Here is an 18,934-nt window from a genome sequence, read left to right on the forward strand (position 1 = left end):
CCACTCCGGAGGCGCCTCAATCAAGCAGCACCACAAACGTCTTGTTCTTGCAAGAAACTCTATCTGATATGGCTAACGCCGATACGGTGAAGATTGAAATTGAGGCTCAACGGTGACTTGGCTCTGAAGTAGAGTGATCGAAACGGCACGGTTGCTTCACGGAGAGACGCTGAATCTACGCAGAATTCCGCAACCATGCGGCTCGAAAATGCCTCGATGACCAGTGCGTTCAGAGGCCATCTCACTGATCTTTCGGAAAAATCAACCGGCGAGCGGGACAGTATCGGCCTCGCCGGGCGCCGCGGATCGCGTGCCGTTTCGGCACATCTCGGCGTGGTCCCGGCCTTGCGGCTGGCCCGCCGACCCTCGGGTTCCAGGGACGACACGTCACCATGCGCAGCGAAACGATCGCGGTCCACGCCGGCTTCGAGCACGATCCGACCACCCACGCGGTCGCCGTGCCGATCTATCAGAGCGTCGCCTACGCCTTCGACAGCGCCGATCACGGCGCCGCCCTGTTCAACCTTGAGGAGGAGGGCTTCCGCTACAGCCGCATCGCGAATCCGACCGTCGCGGTTCTGGAGCGGCGCGTGGCGGAACTGGAAGGCGGCCATGCGGCGCTCGCCGTCGCCACCGGTCAGGCCGCGCTCCACTACGCCATCGCGACGCTCGCCGATCACGGCGGCAACATCGTCTGCGTGCCCCAGCTCTACGGCACGACCCACACGCTGCTCGCCCACGTGCTGCCGCGCCAGGGCATCACCACCCGCTTCGCCGCGAGCGACCGCCCCGAGGACATCGAGAAGCTGATCGATCGCCAGACCCGCGCGGTCTACTGCGAGTCGATCGGCAACCCGGCCGGCAACATCTGCGATATCGAGGCTCTGGCGAAAGTGGCGCACGCCCACGGTGTGCCGCTCGTCGTCGACAACACCGTTCCGACCCCGATCCTGATGCGGCCGATCGATTACGGGGCCGACATCGTCATCGCCTCGCTCACCAAGTTCATGGGCGGGCACGGCACCACGCTCGGCGGCATCATCGTCGATTCCGGTCGTTTCGACTGGAAGGCCGAGCCCGAGCGCTTCCCGCAATTCTCGACGCCGGACGTGTCCTATCACGGCCTCGTCTACGCCGATCATTTCGGCCGCGGCGCCTTCGCCGCCCGGGCCCGCAGCGTCTACCAGCGCACCACCGGTGCAGTGCTTCCGGCGATGTCCGCCTTCCTGCTGCTTCAGGGCATCGAGACGGTGGCGCTCCGCGTCGAGCGCCACGTCCAGAACGCCCGCAAGGTCGCCGAGTACCTCCGCGCCCATCCCGGCATCGACTGGGTGAACTATGCCGGCTTTCCCGACAGCCCCCACCACGCCATGGCGACCAAGTATCTCGGCGGCGAGGGCTCCTCGCTTCTCACCTTCGGCGTGAAGGGTGGGTTCGAGGCCGGCAAGACCTTCTACGATGCGCTCAAGCTGGTGAAGCGCTTGGTCAATATCGGCGACGCCAAGTCGCTCGCCTGCCACCCGGCCTCGACCACCCATCGCCAGATGACGCCCGACGAGCAACGGGTGGCGGGCGTGCTGCCCGAGACCATCCGCATCAGCGTCGGCATCGAGCATATCGACGACATTGTCGCCGATCTCGATCAGGCGCTGGCCGCCGCCCGGCCCCTCGCCCGCGCCGCCTGAGGCGTCAGCCGGGCGCGCCCGGTCCATCCCGTCCCGTTTCGAGAGGAGAGACCCATGCTGGAACACGGTGGCTCCGGTGCGGCCTACGGCGAAACCGGTCTCGTCGACACCGTTCCGCCATTTCTGAGCGAGGCGGCGGCCCCGGCGCCGCGCCTGCGGATCGGCCTCCTCAACAACATGCCGGACACCGCCCTGGTCCAGACCGAGCGTCAATTCCGGCGCCTGATCGGTCCCGAGGTCGAGTTGCGCTTCTTCAGCCTCGCCTCGGTGCCGCGCGGACCGCTCGCCCGCGCGCATCTCGATCGGTTCTACGCACCGCACACCGCCCTGCCGACGGCGGGCCTCGACGCCCTCGTGATCACCGGCTCCGAACCGAAGGCCGCCCGCCTCGATGCCGAGCCCTATTACGCGGATTTCACCGCCGTGGTGGACTGGGCCGCCCAGGCCACCACCTCGACGCTGTTCTCCTGCCTCGCGGCGCATGCCGCCGTGTTGCATCTCGACGGAATCGAGCGTCGTCCGCTGCCGGCCAAGCATTCGGGCGTCTATCCCTGCGCGGCGTCCCAGCCTCACCCGCTGCTCTCCGGCATGGCGCCGGTGATGCCGGTGCCGCATTCCCGCTGGAACGATCTGCCCGAGGGCGAACTCGCGGCGAAGGGCTATACGGTGCTGCGCCGCTCGGAGGCCGTGGGCGTCGATCTGTTCGTGCGTGAGGGCGCGAGCCTGATGGTGTTCCTCCAGGGGCATCCGGAATACGAGATCGATACCCTCGCCCGCGAATACCGCCGGGACATCGGCCGCTTCCTCGAGGGTAGCCGCGACACCTGCCCGGGAATTCCTGAGAATTACTACAGCGACGACGCGATCGAGCGCCTCGAAACCTTCGCGGAACTCGCCCGGATCAAGCGTGCGCTCTCGCTTCACGCCGATTTCCCCGACATGGCGGCGACGCCGCCCCGCCCCGCCGCCTGGCAGGACGGGGCCGCGCGCCTCTTCCGCAACTGGCTGTCCCTGGTCGCCGCAAACCGCGCCCTGCGCGCGACCGCCGAGGCGGTCGCCTGAGGCGGGCAATATCCCCGCGAGGGGAGAAGCGCGGCCGCCTTCGGCGCGATCGATTGGACATCGCATGACGACCCTGCAGACCGATCTCTCCCCCACCGCGATCCCGCCGCGTGTCTCCTCCACGGCGGGTTGGATCGGGGCGCTGGCGCGCACCGCCCGCATCGACGCGCATCCGGAGCGGATCTTCCCCCTCGTCCTCGATGCCATTGCCGCCGAGCGGGCGGGCGCGCCCGCCCTGATCGGCACCGACGAGACATTGTCCCACGGCGATCTCGCGGCGCGGCGGCATCGCTACGCCCGCTGGGCCCTGGCGCAGGGGTTCTCCAAGGGCGACACGGTCGCGCTGCTGATGCCAAACCGGCCCGATTATCTCGCGATCTGGCTCGGCCTGACCCGCATCGGCCTGCGCGTGGCGTTGCTCAACATCCATCTGCGCGAGCGGGGCCTTGCCCATTGCATCGATGCGGCCGCGCCGCGCCTCGTCATCGCGGCGACCGATCTCGCCGAGGCGCTCGAGGGCGCGTGGCCGCACCTCGTCTCGCAGCCTGCCTTGTGCTGGCAGGGCGAGGGGGCCGAGACCTCGCTCGCGACCCAGAGCGCCGGTTTCAGCGGCGAGCCGCTCGGCCCCGAGGAAGCGCCGACGGTGACCCTGCGCGATCCCGCGCTCCTGATCTACACCTCCGGCACCACCGGCCTGCCGAAGGCCGCCCATGTGAGCCACCACCGCATCATGATGTGGACCCACTGGTTCGCCGGCCTCGTCGATCCGGGGCCGGACGACCGGATGTACGATTGTCTGCCGCTCTATCACAGCGTCGGCGGTGTCGTGGCCCCCGGCAGCGTGCTCCTGGGCGGCGGCTCCGTCGTCATCCGCGAAAAATTCTCGGCGCGCCGGTTCTGGTCGGATGTCGCCGAAACCGGCGCGACCCTTTTCCAGTATATCGGCGAGCTGTGCCGCTACCTGACCCTGGCCCCGCCCGACCCGCAGGAGCGGGCGCATTCCCTCCGCCTCTGCACCGGCAACGGCCTGCGCCCGGAGGTCTGGGAACGCTTCCAGGCGCGGTTCGCCATTCCCCGCATCCTCGAATTCTACGCGGCGACCGAGGGCACGCTCTCGCTCTACAATGTCGAGGGTCGGGTCGGGGCGGTCGGCCGGGTGCCGAGCTTTATGGCCCGCCGCTCGCCCGCCCTCATCGTCCGGCACGACGTGACGACCGGCCTGCCCCTGCGCGACGCCGAGGGCCGCTGCGTCCCGGCCGCGTTCGGCGAGGCCGGCGAATTGCTCGGCCGTTTGTCGGACAAGGCCGAGTACACGTTCGAGGGCTACACCAACGCCGCCGAGAGCGACCGCAAGGTGCTGCGCGACGTGCTGAAGCCGGGCGATGCCTGGATGCGCACCGGCGACCTGATGCGGCGCGACGCGCAGGGCTATTTCTACTTCGTCGACCGCATCGGCGACACCTTCCGCTGGAAGGGCGAGAACGTCGCCACCACCGAGGTCGCGGAGGCGCTGGCCCGCAGCGAGGGCGTCGCGGAGGCCTGCGTCTACGGCGTCGCGGTGCCGGGCGCCGACGGGCGCGCCGGCATGGCCGCCCTCACGGTCGGGCCCGGCTTCGATCTCGAACGGCTCCACGCGGACTTGGTCGAACGGCTGCCGTCCTACGCCCGGCCGCTGTTCCTCCGCCTTACGGAAGAGCTCGGCCATACCGAGACCTTCAAGCAGAAGAAGGCGGTCCTTGCCGAGGAGGGCTACGATCCCGCCCGCACCGGCGATCCGCTCTTCCTCGATCGCGACGGTGCTTACTGCGCGATCGATCCGGCCCTCTACGCTCGGATCGCGGCCGGCACCCTGCGGCTCTAGGCTTGGGGGGCGCCCATAACGCTGTCGTCAATCCGCCACATCTCCACCGCTTCCTGAGTCCCGGACGCCCGCGGCACCGCCAGCAAGCTGGACGGGCCGCGCACGTTCGCGCTTCTTGGATCGGCCGGGCGCCTCAGCGCCAAAGCGGAAAGCGACAGTGCAGGCAGGGGCGCACAGCACGGACGAGGGCGGGGGTGGCGACCTCCTCGCCTTCCTGCGCGCCCGCCACGGCGCCGAATCCGGTGAGGCGAGGGGCACGCGGGCCGGTGCGGGCGCGGCGGAAGCGATCTGGCGCGAGGGCCGGCTGCCGCCGGGCGATCTGGCCGACGCCATCGCGGCCTTTCACCGTCTGACGCGGGCGGACGCCCGGCGCATCGCCGAATGGCCCCATCTGCTCGACGGGCTGTCGCGGCGCTTCCTGCGCGAGGCCTTCCTCTACCCGGTTTCGGAAGCCGGCCGCCCCCTCCTATGCGTGGCCGATCCGTCGCTCGTCGAGCCGATCCAGGCGGCCAGCCTCGCCCTCGGCGGATCGGTGGCGCTGGCCGTCCTCTCCTTCGAGGAGATCGAAGCTCTGTTCGAGCGCGGCGGCGGAGAGGCCGCGGCCGAGCCGGAGGAGATCCCGGCCGAGATCGCCTTCTCCGACGATGTCGAGACGCTTCAGGACCTCGCCCGCGGCGCCCCGATCGTGCGCGCCATCGACGCGATGCTGGAGCGCGCCGTCGAGCAGGGTGCCACCGATATCCATATCGAGACCGGCCGCGAGGATTTGCGCGTCCGCTTCCGCATCGACGGCCACCTGCGGGCGCAGCAGACCCTGGCCAAGCACATGGCCCCGGCCATCCTGTCGCGCGTGAAGATTCTGGCGGGGCTCGACATCGCCGAGCGGCGCCTGCCGCAGGACGGGCGCACCAACGTCAAGGTCGGCTCGCAGGAGGCCGATCTGCGCGTCGCGGTGATGCCGACGCTCTACGGCGAGACCGCCGTCCTGCGCATCCTGCTCAAGGACACGCGGCTCCTCGAATTCAAGCGCATCGGCATGTCCGGGCGCGACCAGTGCGCGATGGAGAGCCTGCTCGCCGAGCCGCACGGCATCCTGATCGTCACGGGTCCGACCGGGTCGGGCAAGACGACGACTTTGGCTACCGCCATCTCGATGCTGAACGATCCCTCGCGCAAGATCGTCACCGTCGAGGATCCGGTCGAGTACCAGTTGCCGGGCATCCATCAGACCCAGGTGAAGCCGCAGATCGGCCTGACCTTCGCGACCGCGCTGCGCTCGTTCCTGCGCCACGACCCCGACGTCATCATGGTCGGCGAGATGCGCGATCGCGAGACCGCGGCGATCGGCATCCAGGCCGCGCTCACCGGCCACCTCGTGCTGACCACGTTGCACACCAACACCGCCGCCGACGCCGTGGTGCGGCTCGCCGATATGGGCGTCGAACCGTACCTGATCGCCGCCTCGCTCCGCGGGGTGCTCGGTCAGCGGCTGGTCCGCCGGCTGTGCGAGAAGTGCAAGGTGCCCGACCCCCGCGCCGCGGAGGCGGCCGTCGAGATCTGCGCCCGGCGGGGCACGCCGGCACCGGAGCGGCGCGACTTCTTCAAGGCGGCCGGCTGCCCGCATTGCGGCGGCACCGGCTATCGCGGCCGGGTCGGCGTGTTCGAGGTTCTGACGATCGACGCCGAGATCGAGCCGCTGGTGCGGCGCGAGCCCGACCCCTCGCGCATCGTCGAGGCGGCGCGGGCGCGCGGCATGACCACCATGCTGGACGACGGCATCACCAAGGCGGGGCAGGGTCTCACCTCCCTCGACGAGGTGATGCGGATCACCGGTTAGCGGGGTGGCGATGGCGGCCTCGGCCCGAACGGCGGCACGAATCACCGCGCAGATGGCGGCCGTGCGAGGGCGCCTCGGTGCCTCTGCGCCCATCGCGCGGATCGGCGGCGTCGTCTCGCTCCTGCTCGACGCCTTCGTGGCCACCGTCGAGCCGCGGCTCGGCCGCTTCCTCGATCGCAGCCGCCGCATCGCCGTGGCCGAGGGGGACGGGCTCGTCCTCTACGAAGTGCGCGACGGGCGGATCGACCCGCGTGGGCGTTTCGATGGTACGGCGCCGCAGAATTTCGCTGGGCGCGGCCTTGAGCTCCGCCTGCCGCCTGAAGTGTTTCTTTCCCGCACCCTGCGCCTGCCGGATGCCGGCCGCGACTATCTCGGCCCGATCCTGTCCCATCGCCTGGAGCGCCTGACGCCCTGGAGGCCCGATCGGGTGCTTTACGGCTACGACGTGCCCGAACCGGCCGGGGCCGACGGCACCATCGCGGTCGATCTTCTGGCGACCTCCGCCGACCTCGTCGCTCCCCATCTCGACGCACTCGCTTCTGCCGGGCTCAAGGTCACGGCCCTCGGCAGCTCGGCCGCTCCTCTCGAGGCACCGCTGGCGATCGACCTCTACCGGGGCCGCCCCGGCACCGGCGGGACGAGCCCGTTGCGCCGGCCGGTCGCCCTCGCCGCCGCGCTCGCGCTCGGCATCCTCGCCCCGGCTTGCCTCGCGAGCGCGCTGCTGGCCGCTTCCGCCGAGACGGAGCAGGTCGAGACCGAGGCGCACCTGTCCGCCCTCCGCTCCCGACTTGCCGCCCGTACCGGGATGGGCGGAACGCGGGAGGCGGGCCTGCTCGCCGCCAAACGCCCGGAGGCGAGCGCTCTCGTGCTGATCGATCGCCTCAGCGCGGCGCTTCCCGACGGAACCGTCCTGCGCGAACTCGATGCCGACGGCGCGAAGGTGCGCCTCGTCGGCCGCTCGGACGACGCCGCCGCCCTGATCGGGCTGCTCGAAGGGCAGGGCGGCCTGAGCGCGGTGCGCTTCGCCGCCCCGGTCATCCGCGATGCCGAGCGCCGAGAGGCCTTCGACATCGTGGCGAGCCGGGCTCCAGGCCCGCGCGCGGAGGCCGGGCGATGAGCGCCGATCCGCAGCCTCTCGCGCCCCTGCCGCCGAGCTTGCGTCGCTGGCTCGGTCCGATCTCCGTCGCGGTCTTCGTCGGGCTGCCGCTGCTGCTCGCCGCTCTCACCTTCGACCGCCTCGCCGCATGGTGGGAGGCGGGATCGACCGCGGACGACCATCGCGTCCGCATCGGCCAGATCGAGGCGCGGATCCGCCGCCTCGCGGCAGAGCAGGCCAAGGCGCGCGCGGGCGACGCGTCCGAGGGCGGGGAAGCGCCGGCCCGCTCGGTCTTCCTCGACGCCGTCGCGCCGGGCCTTGCCCGCGCCGAGATGCAGCGCCGTCTGAGCGCCATGGTCGATGCCGCCGGTGGCCGGCTCATCGAGGTCCGCGGCGAGGACGAGGCCGATGACGGCCGCAGCGTTCTCCTGCGGGCGAGCCTCGACATCGCCAATGACGGCCTGTTCGACCTGCTCGCCGCCATCGAGGCCGGGATGCCGCTCCTCACGGTCGAGTCGATCAACATCCGCACACAGGCCGGCCGGGGCGCGGTGGTGGACGATCCGCAGCCGACCCTGCGGGTTGCCCTCGCGATCCGTGGGCATCGCCGGGAGGGCCGCTCGTGACCGTCCCGGGATTGGCGCGCGCGCTGCTCGTGCTCATTGGGCTGGCGGGCCCCTGCCTGGCCGGCAGCCCGTTCGGTTCGCCTGCCTGGGTCCGTGAGCAGGAGGCCCTGCGGCAGGCTGAGGACGCGCGCCAGCGGGCACGCAAGACCGGGCCGCTTCCGGCGGCCGGATCGGTCCCGTCCGATTCGTCCAGAGCCGTGCCGGCACCGGAAACGGGGGCGCCGGGGCTCGTCGAAGCCATACCGGCCGAAGCGCCCGAGCTTCCGATCCCCTCGCTCGTACCCTCCGCCAATCCCCTGAGCCGGATGGCGTTCAAGGATCTCGGCGCCTTCCGGCAGCGCCCGCTCTTTGCGCCCTCGCGCCGCCGCCCGGATCAACCCCTGGCGATCACGGCCCCACCGCCCGCCGACATACCCGCGAGTCCGCCGCCCGAATTGCGCCTCGTCGGTATCGTCGCCGGCGTCGACCGGGCCGTGGCTTTGGTCAGCCGGCAGGAGGGCGGCTCGTTGAGTCTGCGGGTGGGCGATCAAGTCGATTCCTGGCGGGTCGACCGAATCGCGCCCGACCGGGTCGTGCTGCGCGAGGGCGAACGGGAGCAGACCTACCGCCTTTTCGCGCTGCCCCACGGTTCGACGCCCGGCGCGCAGCTCCCCGCCGGAGCCATCGTTCGCGTCCCTTGAGCGAAGTGCTCGCGATTCCGTGACTGCATTGGCCGCCGGCCTTTCTGGAATACGCTGCGGTTAACGAGTGCTTTAAGGCCTCGCCGAGCTTTGCCGAATTGTGTGTCATATCGAGCACTCGGTGATTGAAACCGGTGATCTGGACGAATGCCGTCTTGGGTAGGAGCGGGCCCCGCCGGTAAGCTTCGCGTCGGCTTCATCAAGAGAACCCGATGCATCCGCTCCGGCGCGCCTTGATTCCCTCCCTACTGCTCGTGCTGGCCTCGCTCGCGCCGGCTCTGGGTCAGACCATGCCGCGCACGGGCCTGACCGGGCCGGAGGTCGGCATGGATCTCTCTGCCAAGCCGATGCGCGGAGGCGGTGCCGCCCGCCCGGCGTCCGACGCCGTCACCCGCCCGGCCAAGGGCGTGGGGCGCAGCCGCTATTTCGGGCCCGACGATGTCGACGGCACGGCGGGGACCGGCCTCGGCGGCCTGTCCGAGCAGGCCGAGGCGATCGAGATCGGCGGCGGTCCGGCGCAGGATGCCACCAATGGCGGCGGCTTCCGGCTCAATTTCGAGCGGGCCGAGATCAAGGACGTCGTCCACGCCATTCTCTCCGATACCCTCGGACTCAACTACACCATGGGTGCGGACGTCTCGGGGCAGATCACGATCTCCTCGCCCCGTCCGCTCTCGCGCACCGAACTTCTCGCCTCGCTGGAGAGCGTGCTCGCCGGCCAGGGTTTCTCGATGAGCAAGGCCGGCACCGGCTACCGCATCGTGCCGGCGGCGGCGGGCCTCGGCACGGTCAATCTCGGCGCGGGTGGCCCCGGCTACGGCGTCTCGGTCGTTCCCCTGCGCTACGTGTCCGCCGCGACGATGTCGAAGCTCGTCTCCGGCTTCGTCGCCGATGCCGATGGCCTGCGGTTCGATGCGACCCGTAACACCATGATCGTCAAGGGGCCCGGCCCCAAGCGTCAGGAGGCGGTCAGCGCGATCCTTGCCTTTGATGCCGACTGGATGCGCGGCCAGACGGTGAGCCTGTTCGAGCTGAAGCGGGCGCGGCCCGAAGCGGTGGTGGCGGAACTGACCCAGCTGTTCGACACCGGGGAGAACGGGTCGGGCCAGGGGCTGATCCAGTTCAAGCCGATCGGGCGGCTGCGCGCGGTGCTGGCGACCTCGAAGAACGCGGGCCTCCTGCGCCGCGCGGAAGGGTTCGTGCGCGAGCTCGACGGCACGGCGGAGGCCGCCGAGGAAACGGTGTTCGTCTACAAGGCGCGCTACCGCAATGCGGTGGAGCTCGCCCGCGTCGTCAACGGCCTGTTCGGTGGTGGCGGTTCCGGGCTGATGAGCGGCCTCGGTTCCGGACTGCCCGGCGGCGGCGGCCTCGGCGGCGCGCGGTCCGGCCTGTCGAACCAGGCCGGTTCCGGGCTCGGCGGGACCGATGGCGGAATGGCCTCGGGCGGGATGTCCTCGGGCAATTCGGGTCTCGGCGGCACGAGCGGCGGCGGTCTCGGGGCGGGATCCGGCGGCGGGCTGAACCAGAACGGCGGCAACGGTGCCGACCTGCTCAAGGCCCGCTTCGCCTCGGCCTTCGGCGATCAGGCGGGGCAGGGCGGCCAGGGAGGCGGCGCCTACGGCGAGAGCGGCGCAATGATGGGCGGGGGCAGCCTCGACCTGACGCAGCGGTCAAGCGCCAAGCGCGTCAACATCAGCGCCGACCCGGCCCAGAACGCGGTCGTGACCTATACCGACGGCGAGACCTACCGGAAGATCCACGCGGCGCTCCAGCGCCTCGACGCGACCCCGGTTCAGGTCGCCATCAACGTCACCATCGCCGAGGTGCGGCTGACCGATCAGCTGAAATACGGTGTGCAGTACTTCCTCGATTCGACCCGTGTCGGTATCGGTAGCAACAAGGGCTCGATCGGCTTGCTCAGCGCCGCAGCGGGCGCCTCCGGCGGCGTGGTGAACAAGCTGACGCCGGGCGGGGCCGGCTTCAACTTCCTCGTCGGCGGCTATTCGGGGCCCGATATCGTGATCTCGGCGCTCGACGGCTTCACCGATGTGAAGATCCTGTCCTCGCCCTCGCTCGTCGTGCTGGAGAACCAGCCGGCGACCCTGCAGGTAGGTGATTCCGTGCCGATCACCACGACTCAGGCGACCAGCGTCACCGTGCCCGGTGCGCCGCTCGTCAATCAGGTCGAGATGCGTGACACCGGCATCATCCTCAACGTCATCCCGCGCATCGGCCAGAACGGCGCCGTGACGATGCAGATCGAGCAGGAGATCTCCGCGGTCGTCGATGCGCAGAAGACGCTCACGCCGACGATCTCCAAGCGGCGGGTCGCCAGCATGATCTCGGTGCCCAACGGCCAGACCGTGCTGCTCGCGGGCCTGATCCAGGAAAAGAACCTGCGCGGGCGCGACGGCATTCCGTTCCTGAGCCGACTGGCGAATGTCGGCGAGCTGTTCTCCTCCACCGACAACGCCGCCGACCGGACCGAGCTCGTCGTGTTCATCCGCCCCGTCGTCGTGCGCTCGGGCCGGGATGCGCAGCGCGTGGCCGAGGATTACCGGGGCCAGCTCTACGACGCCGCCGCCCGCCGGGGCGGTCGCGTCCCTGCCGCGGCGCGGCCCGTGGTCGTGAAGCCGTGAGGCCCGGATGGCTCGGCCCGTCACCGCCGACGATTACGGACCGGCCTGCCTGCTCCTGACGGGCGTAGGCGCGCTCGCCGTCCAAGTTTGGGGAACAGGATCCCTCGGGCTCACGGCGGCCGGGACGGTGCTCGCCCTGCTGGTCGCCCGCATCGCGTGGCAGGATCTGACCGATTTCACCATTCCCGACAGCGCCACGTTGGCGCTCGCAATCCTCGGGGCGATCTGGCGGATGGCGACCGCTGGCGCGTCCGGGGAGAGCGTGACGGAGGAACTCACGCTCCTCGCCCTCGACGGGCCCCTCTGCTTCGGTGCGCTCCTGATCCTGCGGGAGGTGTACTTCCGCCGGCGCGGATATGACGGGATCGGGCTCGGTGACGTGAAGCTCGCCGCCGCCGGAGGCATTCTCGTCGGAACCGGTGGCTTCGCGTGGTGCCTGTTCGGCGCGAGCCTCGTCGGCATCGGTCTGCTCGTGGGACGCCGGGCCCTGGCCGTGTCCGGGGGCGGAGGCTCTGAGGAACGCTTGGCCTTCGGTGCGGTCCTGGCGCCGGCCCTGGCGCTGGGCTGGCTCGCCGCCGCGATCCCGGCCGGCTGATGCCCGCCTTCGAGTATCAGGCGCTGGACGCGGCCGGGAAGCTGCTGTCCGGGACCATGGAGGCGGAGACGCGCGCCGAGGTGATGGCGCAGCTCGACCGCAGCGGTTGGACGCCGATCGCCGCGAAGCCGAAGGCCGTGAGCGCCGGCCGGTCCTGGCGCGACCTCCTCACCCCGGAGCCGCGGCCGGAGGACATCACCGCCATGACTCTCGATCTCGCCATGCTGCTGAAGGGCGGCGTGGCGCTGAACGAGGCGCTGGCGATCCTGATCCAGATGGAGGGCAAGGGCTGGCTCGTGGCGGTTCTGCGCGAACTCAACGTCGCCCTCTCCCACGGCAAGAGCTTCTCCCAGGCGCTCGGGGGGCACCCGAGGCTGTTCCCGCCGATCTACGTGAAGATGGTGGAGGTCGCCGAGACGGCGGGCCGTCTAGAAGAGGCGTTGACGGCCCTCGCCGCCGAGCGCCAGCGCGGCGAGCGGCTGAAGAAGCGCTTCGTCTCGGCGATCTCCTACCCGCTCTTCCTCGTCGGCGCCGCGATCGCCGTGCTGTTCTTCGTCCTGATCTACCTGATCCCGAAATTCGAGGTGGCGCTTCAGGGCTTCCGTGAGCGGATCGAGCCGAGCGCGCTCGTCGTGTTCAACATGTCGGCCTTCCTCAACCGCAACCTCGACGCGGTGGTGATCGGCATGGCGGCGCTCCTCGGCGCCGCGATGGTGGCGAACCGGCTCGGGCGCGAGCGGGGCCTGTGGCTGCGGCTCGTGGCGGCTCTGCCGCTCTCCCGCTCGGTGCTGGCGCACGAACTCACCGTCACCTTCTGCCGCACGCTCGCCATCCTGGTGCGCAACGGAGTCGACATCTCGACGGCGTTGCGCCTCATCCGCGGGGTCGTGCGTCTGCCGGGTGCGGCCGTCGAGATCGACCGGGTGACCGCCGACGTCCGCCAGGGCAAGCGCCTGTCCGAAGCGTTGACGCGGGGCAAGCTGTTCCCCCGCCACGTCGTGCAGATGCTGCGCGTCGGGGAGGAGGCGGGCGACCTGGCCGACAGCGCCGGCCGGGTCGCGGTGTTCTACGAGGCCAAGCTCGACACCGCCCTCGGCCGGGTGATCGCGGTGGTGGGCCCGGCGGTGATGGTGGTGGTGAGCGTGCTGATCGCGTGGCTGATCATCTCGGTGATGACCGCGCTGATGAGCATCAACGACATGCTGATGTGATGAGTGATCGCCCGATGCCCCTCTCCCGCTTCCTCACGGCGCTCCGTCGCGACCGGTGCGGCGCCCGCGATGTCCGCGGCGGCTTCACCCTCGTCGAGCTGCTGGTCGTGCTGGTCATCCTCGGCCTCGTCATGGGGCTCGCGGGACCTCGGGTGCTCGGCTATCTCGGCAGCTCGCGGGAGAAGACCGCGCGGCTCCAGATCGAGTCGTTCTCCTCGGCGCTCGACCTCTACTTCCTCGACAACGGTCGCTACCCCTCCACCAGCGAGGGGCTCGACGCTCTGGTCAAGCGTCCCCCCGCCGCGGAGGCCTGGAGCGGGCCCTATCTCAAGCAGAGCAACGTCCCGGCCGATCCCTGGGGCCGCCCCTACGAGTACCGTGCCCCGGGCAAGGCCGGCCCCTACGCCATCGTCTCCCTGGGGGCCGACGGTCAGCGCGGCGCCGGGATGATCGGCAAGGAATAGGGTTTCGGAAGGGAGGGCGGCTGCGGCATGAGACGCGCCGGCCGCGAGGGTTTCACCCTGATCGAGGCGCTCGTCGCCTTCGCGATCGTGGCGGCGCTGAGCCTCGTGGTGCAGCGCGGTCTTATTCAGTCGCGGGTCGGCTGGGCTGCGGTGGAGGATCGCACCGGTGCCGAACGGCTCGCCCGCTCCTTGCTGGAAGAACCGCTGACGCCAGTGGCCGTCGCCGCCGGCGGTCGCGAGGGCGTCACCGACGGACGCCGCTGGCGCATCGGCCTGCAGAGTCTCGACCTGCCGAGCCCGCCCGCTCCGGAGAACGGCGTCGGCGGAGCGCCGCAGACGGCGCAGGACGGCCCCCGCTGGCTGCCCCTGCGCCTGCGGATCGAGGTCGCGACCGCGCGCGGCCGGCCGGTCGAGGTCGAGACGGTGCGGCTCGCCCCGTTCCCGGCTCAGGCACCCTGACGCTTCGGCTCCCGGCGGAAACGTCGGACGATGCGTGGGCCGCTCGGGTCAGCCCGACAGCCGGGCATGGGCGATGCCGATCTCGTGCTGGGTATGCGAGAGAAGGTAGGCCACGCGCTCCGCATCGAGATTGGCATCCATCAGCTTGCGGCGCAGTTCGCTGTCGTAGACATGCGCCTCGCCGCGCAGCGGCGCGGGCAGAAGACGCTGCAGCATCGGGCTGGTGATTTCCTTGCGGACGAGGCCGCGATGGTTGGCGAGCCGCTTGAGCTGGATCGCGAGATCTTCCAGCTTCGCCTCGGGTAAATAATGACGGGCCGCGCTGCGCTCACCGGTGCGAGACATGGGGTCGGCTTTCCTGCGATCGAAGGCTGCAGGATGCGCGAAATGCGTCAGCACTTCGTTTCGCAAATTTGGAATCCGCGTAATTCTTGCCCGACGCGCCGAACACTTTCTCGATAGGCTCAGGCGCGAGGGTATTGGGTGGGCCATGCGCCGGAGTCGCGGTTCCTGTTCCCCGCGCTTCCGACACGCCTGCAGCCGCTCGGCCCACTAAGCCTCACAGGTTTGGTGCAGAGAACTGGTCCGCCCCACCCCGTCACTGCCGGCCCCGCTGCCACGCCGGCCCGAGAGGGCTCGCGAAACCATCGGGCGCATCGGCCGCGGGGACGGCCGATGTAGAGGGCCGCGCCGCCGTGGGCAACCGCCCGCGCGGCGACGTTTCGCCCATCGCCGGATAGGGAACACAGCACAGGATGAGCCGTGGGCCTGTTGCGAGCGCGGCCCTTCGGTCGTTGCTCCCGCTCTCACCCTCATCCTGGGGCGCGGAGCGAAGCGAAGCCTCGAAGGAGGCCTTCAGTCGCCGTTGTGGTCCCTGGAGCCCTCCTTCGAGGCCGCTGCCGTGGGATCTCAGGATGAGGGAATCGGTGGGTACAAGCCGGTTAGCCGGCTTCGATCATGCGTGTCGCGGGCGCTTCTCGCGCCCGCGACGAAGCGATTTACCGGAGCGAGCCGCAGAAGCGCTGGATGCGCCGGCAGGCCTCTTCCAAAGCCTTGTTGGAGGTGGCGTAGGAGATGCGCAGGTTGGGGCCGAGGCCGAAGGCCGAACCGTGGACCGCCGCGACCCCTTCCGCCTGAAGCAGTTCGGTCACGAAGTCCTCGTCGGTCTCGATGGTTTTGCCGGTCTCGGTCTTGCGGCCGATCAGCTCGGCGCAGGACGGGTAGACGTAGAAGGCGCCCTCCGGGGTCGGGCATTTCAGGCCGCTCGTCTGGTTCAGCATCGAGACGACGAGATCGCGCCGCTCTTGGAATGCCGCCTTGAACCGGGCGAGGTGCTCCTGGGTGCCGTCGAGCGCGGCCACCGCCGCCCATTGCGAGATCGAGGAGGCGCCCGAGGTCTGCTGGCCCTGGACGAAATCCATCGCCTTGATCAGCTGCTCAGGGCCTGCGGCGTAGCCGATCCGCCAGCCGGTCATGGCATAGGCCTTCGAGACACCGTTCATGGTGAGCGTGCGCTCGTACAGGCCGGGCTCGACCTGGGCCGGGGTGACGAATTCGAAATCGCCGTAGGTCAGGTGCTCGTACATGTCGTCGGTCAGCACCCAGACATGCGGGTGCCGCATCAGCACGTCGGTGACCTTCTTCAACTCGTCACGGCTATAGGCCGCGCCCGAGGGGTTCGAGGGCGAGTTGAGGATGATCCACTTGGTCTTCGGGGTGATCGCCCGCTCGAGATCCTCGGGCTGGAGCTTGAAGTCGTGGGCCATGTCGGTCTCGACGAAGACCGGGGTGCCGCCGCACAGGACCACCATCTCCGGGTAGGACACCCAGTAGGGGCGGGGGATCACCACCTCGTCGCCGGGATTCAGGGTGGCGAGCAGGGCGTTGTAGATGACGTGCTTGCCGCCGGTGCCGACGATGGTCTGCGAGGCCTTGTAGTCGAGGCCGTTCTCGCGCTTGAACTTCGTCACGATCGCCTCGCGCAGCGGCACGATGCCGGAGACGGGCGGGTACTTGGTCTCACCACGGCGGATCGCCTCGATCGCCGCTTCCTTGATGTGGTCGGGCGTGTCGAAATCCGGCTCGCCGACGGACAGGCTGATCACGTCGACGCCCTTGGCTTTCAGCTCGCGGGCCTTCTGCGTCATCGCGATGGTCGCGGAGGGTTTGACGCGCGAGAGGGCGTCGGCGAGAAAGCCCATGGGAATGCTCCGAAAAATCTGAATCTGCGTGCCGGGGCCCAGGTGTCGGCTTGGAGGTGTCGGCTTGGAACCCGCGGCCCTCGTAATCCCGCCCTGCCGGAGCGACAAGACCGGGGAGGGGGTACCCGTCCCACGAATCTGGCATTCATCACACCAGCCTGTCGGCATCGGCCGCCGCATCCGATCGAGACCGGACACGATAAAAGCCGACTTCCCACCGCATCCCGAGCTTCCGCAATTTTTCTGATCGGTGGCAGAAGAGTTTTTCAGGCGTGCGCCAACAGAGTTTTGCGGTATTGTCCTAAGCAAGCAGTGCATTTTCTTGCAGCGCCGAAGTTCTTCGATGCGCCGCAACAGCGAATGCATTCAAAATCCAGCCGATCGCGCGGGCCGGAAGCTTCCGGGTCGCGGGGTCGGCCTGCATCGTTTCGGGTGGAACGGCGAGAGGTGGAGAACCACCCGCCGGGCCGGAAGACGCGGAGGAATGCGGTTTCCATGAAGAAGAACAAGGTCATCACGGCGGAGGAGGCGATCGCGCTGATCCGCGAGAACGACGTCGTGACCACCACGGGCTTCGTCCAGAGCTGCATCCCGGAGGCGTTGCACGCCGCCCTGGAAAAGCGTTTCGTCGAAACCGGCTCGCCGCGGGGGCTGACCCTGATCATGACCGCGGGGGCGGGCGATTCGAAGGGACTCGGCACCGGGCGCCTGCACCATGACGGGCTCCTGTCGCGCGTCATCGCCGCCAATTTCGGGCGCATGCCCAAGGTCGCCCAGGCCGCGCAGAACAACTTGATCCGCGGCTACAACCTGCCGCAAGGCGTCATCTCGCAACTCTACCGCGCCTGCGCCGCGGGCCAGCCCGGTCTGTTCTCGAAGGTCGGCCTCAAGACCTATGTCGATCCGCGCCACGGCGGCGCCAAGGTCAACGATCTGACCACCGAGGATATCGTCAAGCTCGTCGAGGTCGATGGCGAGGAATGGCTGTTCTACACCGCGACCAAGATCGACGTGGCCTTCATCCGCGCCACCTCCGCCGACCCGTCGGGCAACCTTTCCTTCGAGAAGGAAGCGCTCACGCTCGACTGTCTCGCCCAGGCGATGGCGGCCCGCAACAACGGCGGCATCGTCATCGCCCAGGTCGAGCGCATCGTCGATGACGGCTACCTGCTGCCCAAGGACGTCCGCGTCCCCGGCATCCTCGTCGATTGCGTCGTGGTCGCCGAGCCCGAGATGCACCGCATGAATTACGGCGTCGTGTACGACGCCGCGCTCGCGGGCGAGATCCGCGTGCCCGTCACCGGCATCAAGCGGATGGCGCTCAACGAGCGCAAGATCATCGCCCGCCGTGCCGCGTTCGAGCTGCCGCCCAACGGCGTGGTCAATCTCGGCGTCGGCGCGCCGGAGGGCATTTCCTCCGTCGCGAACGAGGAGAAGATCACCCCCTACATCACCTTGACGACGGAAGCGGGCGCCGTCGGCGGCGTGCTGGCCTCGGGATCGAGCTTCGGCGCGGCGACCAACGCCGATTGCATCATCGACCAGAACCAGATGTTCGATTTCTACGACGGCGGCGGCCTCGACATGACCTGTCTCGGCATGGCCGAGTGCGACGAGGCCGGCAACGTCAACACCTCGAAGTTCGGCGGCAAGCTCAACGGCTGCGGCGGCTTCATCAACATCTCGCAGAATGCCCGCTCCGTCGTCTTCGCCGGGACCTTCACCGCGGGCGGGCTGGAGATCGCCGTGCAGGACGGCGTCGTGAAGATCATCAAGGAGGGCAAGGCCCGCAAATTCGTCACCGCGGTCCAGCAGAACACCTTCTCGGGACCCTACGCGGTCGAGCGCTCGCAGCCGGTCATCTACGTGACCGAGCGCTGCGTGTTCCAGCTGACCCGGGAGGGGTTGGAGCTGATCGAGGTGGCGCCCGGCATCGACATCGAGCGCGACATCCTCGCTCATATGGATTTCGCGCCGGTGGTGCGGAATCCCGTGCCGATGGATGCCCGCATCTTCCGCGAGGAGCCGATGGAGCTAATCTCCGATCTGCTCAACCTCGATCTAAAGTCCCGCGTCAGCTACGACGGCGAACGCAACATTCTCTTCATCAACTTGGAAGGCTGGTATTGCCGGGTGAAGAGCGACATGGACGAGTTGCGCATGACCATCGTCGAGGCCTGCCGCAAGGCCGGGCAGCGGGTCAATGCAGTGATCAACCACGACGGGTTCCGCCTCAACGAGAACCTCTACGATGATTACGCCGGGATGGTGCAGTATCTCCAGGCGAACTACTACGCGACGACCACCCGCTACGCGACCAGCGCCTTCCTGCGTCTCAAAATGGAGGAGGCCCTGACCAAGCGTGGCGTCGCCCCCCACGTCTTCGAGCGCAAGGAGGAAGCGCAGGCCTTCGTCGGCACCACCGAAGACAAGCGCGCCCGCAAGAAGATCTCGCCGGCGGTGGCCTCCGCCGCCTGAGCGCCATGGATGTCGCCCCCGTCCCCAGGGGCGGCGATCC

General features: G+C 69.4%; 15 protein-coding genes. 13 read left to right on the forward strand and 2 right to left on the reverse strand.

The genetic code is table 11. The annotated features are described in order from the left end of the window. The first annotated feature begins 392 nt into the window (after positions 1-392). The 12 genes from MFF26_RS16285 (at position 393) to MFF26_RS16340 (ending at position 14,215) form a co-directional block, all read left to right on the forward strand. Positions 393-1,685, forward strand: a complete 1,293-nt coding sequence (locus tag MFF26_RS16285) for an O-acetylhomoserine aminocarboxypropyltransferase/cysteine synthase family protein (protein ID WP_137830723.1) — start codon at positions 393-395, stop codon at positions 1,683-1,685. A 54-nt stretch (positions 1,686-1,739) separates the two neighbouring features. Beyond that, positions 1,740-2,747 carry a homoserine O-succinyltransferase MetA gene (gene metA, locus MFF26_RS16290; RefSeq protein WP_137830722.1) on the forward strand — a complete coding sequence of 336 codons (1,008 nt, stop codon included), beginning with the start codon at positions 1,740-1,742 and terminating at the stop codon, positions 2,745-2,747. 64 nt (positions 2,748-2,811) lie between these two features. Further along, positions 2,812-4,608: a long-chain-acyl-CoA synthetase gene (locus MFF26_RS16295; RefSeq protein WP_137830721.1), complete on the forward strand. Its 1,797-nt coding sequence runs from the start codon at positions 2,812-2,814 to the stop codon at positions 4,606-4,608. Between the two features lie 157 nt (positions 4,609-4,765). Further along, positions 4,766-6,445 (forward strand): GspE/PulE family protein, encoded by a 1,680-nt coding sequence (locus MFF26_RS16300; protein ID WP_238308211.1) that lies wholly within the window; start codon positions 4,766-4,768, stop codon positions 6,443-6,445. Positions 6,446-6,497: 52 nt separating this feature from the next. Continuing rightward, positions 6,498-7,562 (forward strand): PilN domain-containing protein, encoded by a 1,065-nt coding sequence (locus MFF26_RS16305; RefSeq protein ID WP_137830720.1) that lies wholly within the window; start codon positions 6,498-6,500, stop codon positions 7,560-7,562. Next, positions 7,559-8,167: a type II secretion system protein GspM gene (gene gspM / locus MFF26_RS16310; protein ID WP_137830719.1), complete on the forward strand. Its 609-nt coding sequence runs from the start codon at positions 7,559-7,561 to the stop codon at positions 8,165-8,167. Before MFF26_RS16305 ends, gspM begins: the two co-directional genes overlap by 4 nt. Next, a complete protein-coding gene (locus MFF26_RS16315; RefSeq protein ID WP_210236217.1) occupies positions 8,164-8,847 on the forward strand; it encodes a type II secretion system protein N in 684 nt (227 codons plus the stop codon). The genes gspM and MFF26_RS16315 overlap by 4 nt, the downstream gene beginning before the upstream one ends. A gap of 212 nt (positions 8,848-9,059) precedes the next feature. Then, positions 9,060-11,486 (forward strand): type II secretion system secretin GspD, encoded by a 2,427-nt coding sequence (gspD, locus tag MFF26_RS16320; RefSeq protein WP_238308212.1) that lies wholly within the window; start codon positions 9,060-9,062, stop codon positions 11,484-11,486. Positions 11,487-11,493: 7 nt separating this feature from the next. Continuing rightward, positions 11,494-12,081 (forward strand): prepilin peptidase, encoded by a 588-nt coding sequence (locus MFF26_RS16325; RefSeq protein WP_137830718.1) that lies wholly within the window; start codon positions 11,494-11,496, stop codon positions 12,079-12,081. Next, a complete protein-coding gene (locus tag MFF26_RS16330; protein ID WP_238308213.1) occupies positions 12,081-13,292 on the forward strand; it encodes a type II secretion system F family protein in 1,212 nt (403 codons plus the stop codon). The genes MFF26_RS16325 and MFF26_RS16330 overlap by 1 nt, the downstream gene beginning before the upstream one ends. 14 nt (positions 13,293-13,306) lie before the next feature. After that, the gene (gene gspG, locus MFF26_RS16335) at positions 13,307-13,756 is read left to right on the forward strand and encodes a type II secretion system major pseudopilin GspG (RefSeq protein ID WP_137830735.1); all 450 of its coding nucleotides are present in this window, start codon (positions 13,307-13,309) and stop codon (positions 13,754-13,756) included. 27 nt (positions 13,757-13,783) lie between these two features. Beyond that, positions 13,784-14,215 carry a type II secretion system protein gene (locus MFF26_RS16340; protein ID WP_137830716.1) on the forward strand — a complete coding sequence of 144 codons (432 nt, stop codon included), beginning with the start codon at positions 13,784-13,786 and terminating at the stop codon, positions 14,213-14,215. Positions 14,216-14,263: 48 nt separating this feature from the next. Here the strand turns inward: MFF26_RS16340 and MFF26_RS16345 are convergent, their stop codons facing one another. Together MFF26_RS16345 and MFF26_RS16350 are read right to left on the reverse strand one after the other, a co-directional pair. After that, on the reverse strand, positions 14,264-14,614 hold the full coding sequence (locus MFF26_RS16345) for a hypothetical protein (RefSeq protein WP_238308214.1): 351 nt from the start codon (positions 14,612-14,614) through the stop codon (positions 14,264-14,266). A 599-nt stretch (positions 14,615-15,213) separates the two neighbouring features. Then, a complete protein-coding gene (locus MFF26_RS16350) occupies positions 15,214-16,416 on the reverse strand; it encodes a pyridoxal phosphate-dependent aminotransferase (RefSeq protein ID WP_137830715.1) in 1,203 nt (400 codons plus the stop codon). A gap of 495 nt (positions 16,417-16,911) precedes the next feature. Between MFF26_RS16350 and MFF26_RS16355 the strand changes: the two genes are divergently transcribed. Beyond that, positions 16,912-18,894, forward strand: coding sequence for an acyl CoA:acetate/3-ketoacid CoA transferase (locus MFF26_RS16355; protein ID WP_137830714.1), 1,983 nt, complete (start codon positions 16,912-16,914; stop codon positions 18,892-18,894). Positions 18,895-18,934 lie beyond the last annotated feature (40 nt).

This window comes from Methylorubrum suomiense, from assembly GCF_022179765.1.
Classification (GTDB): Bacteria; Pseudomonadota; Alphaproteobacteria; order Rhizobiales; family Beijerinckiaceae; genus Methylobacterium; species Methylobacterium suomiense.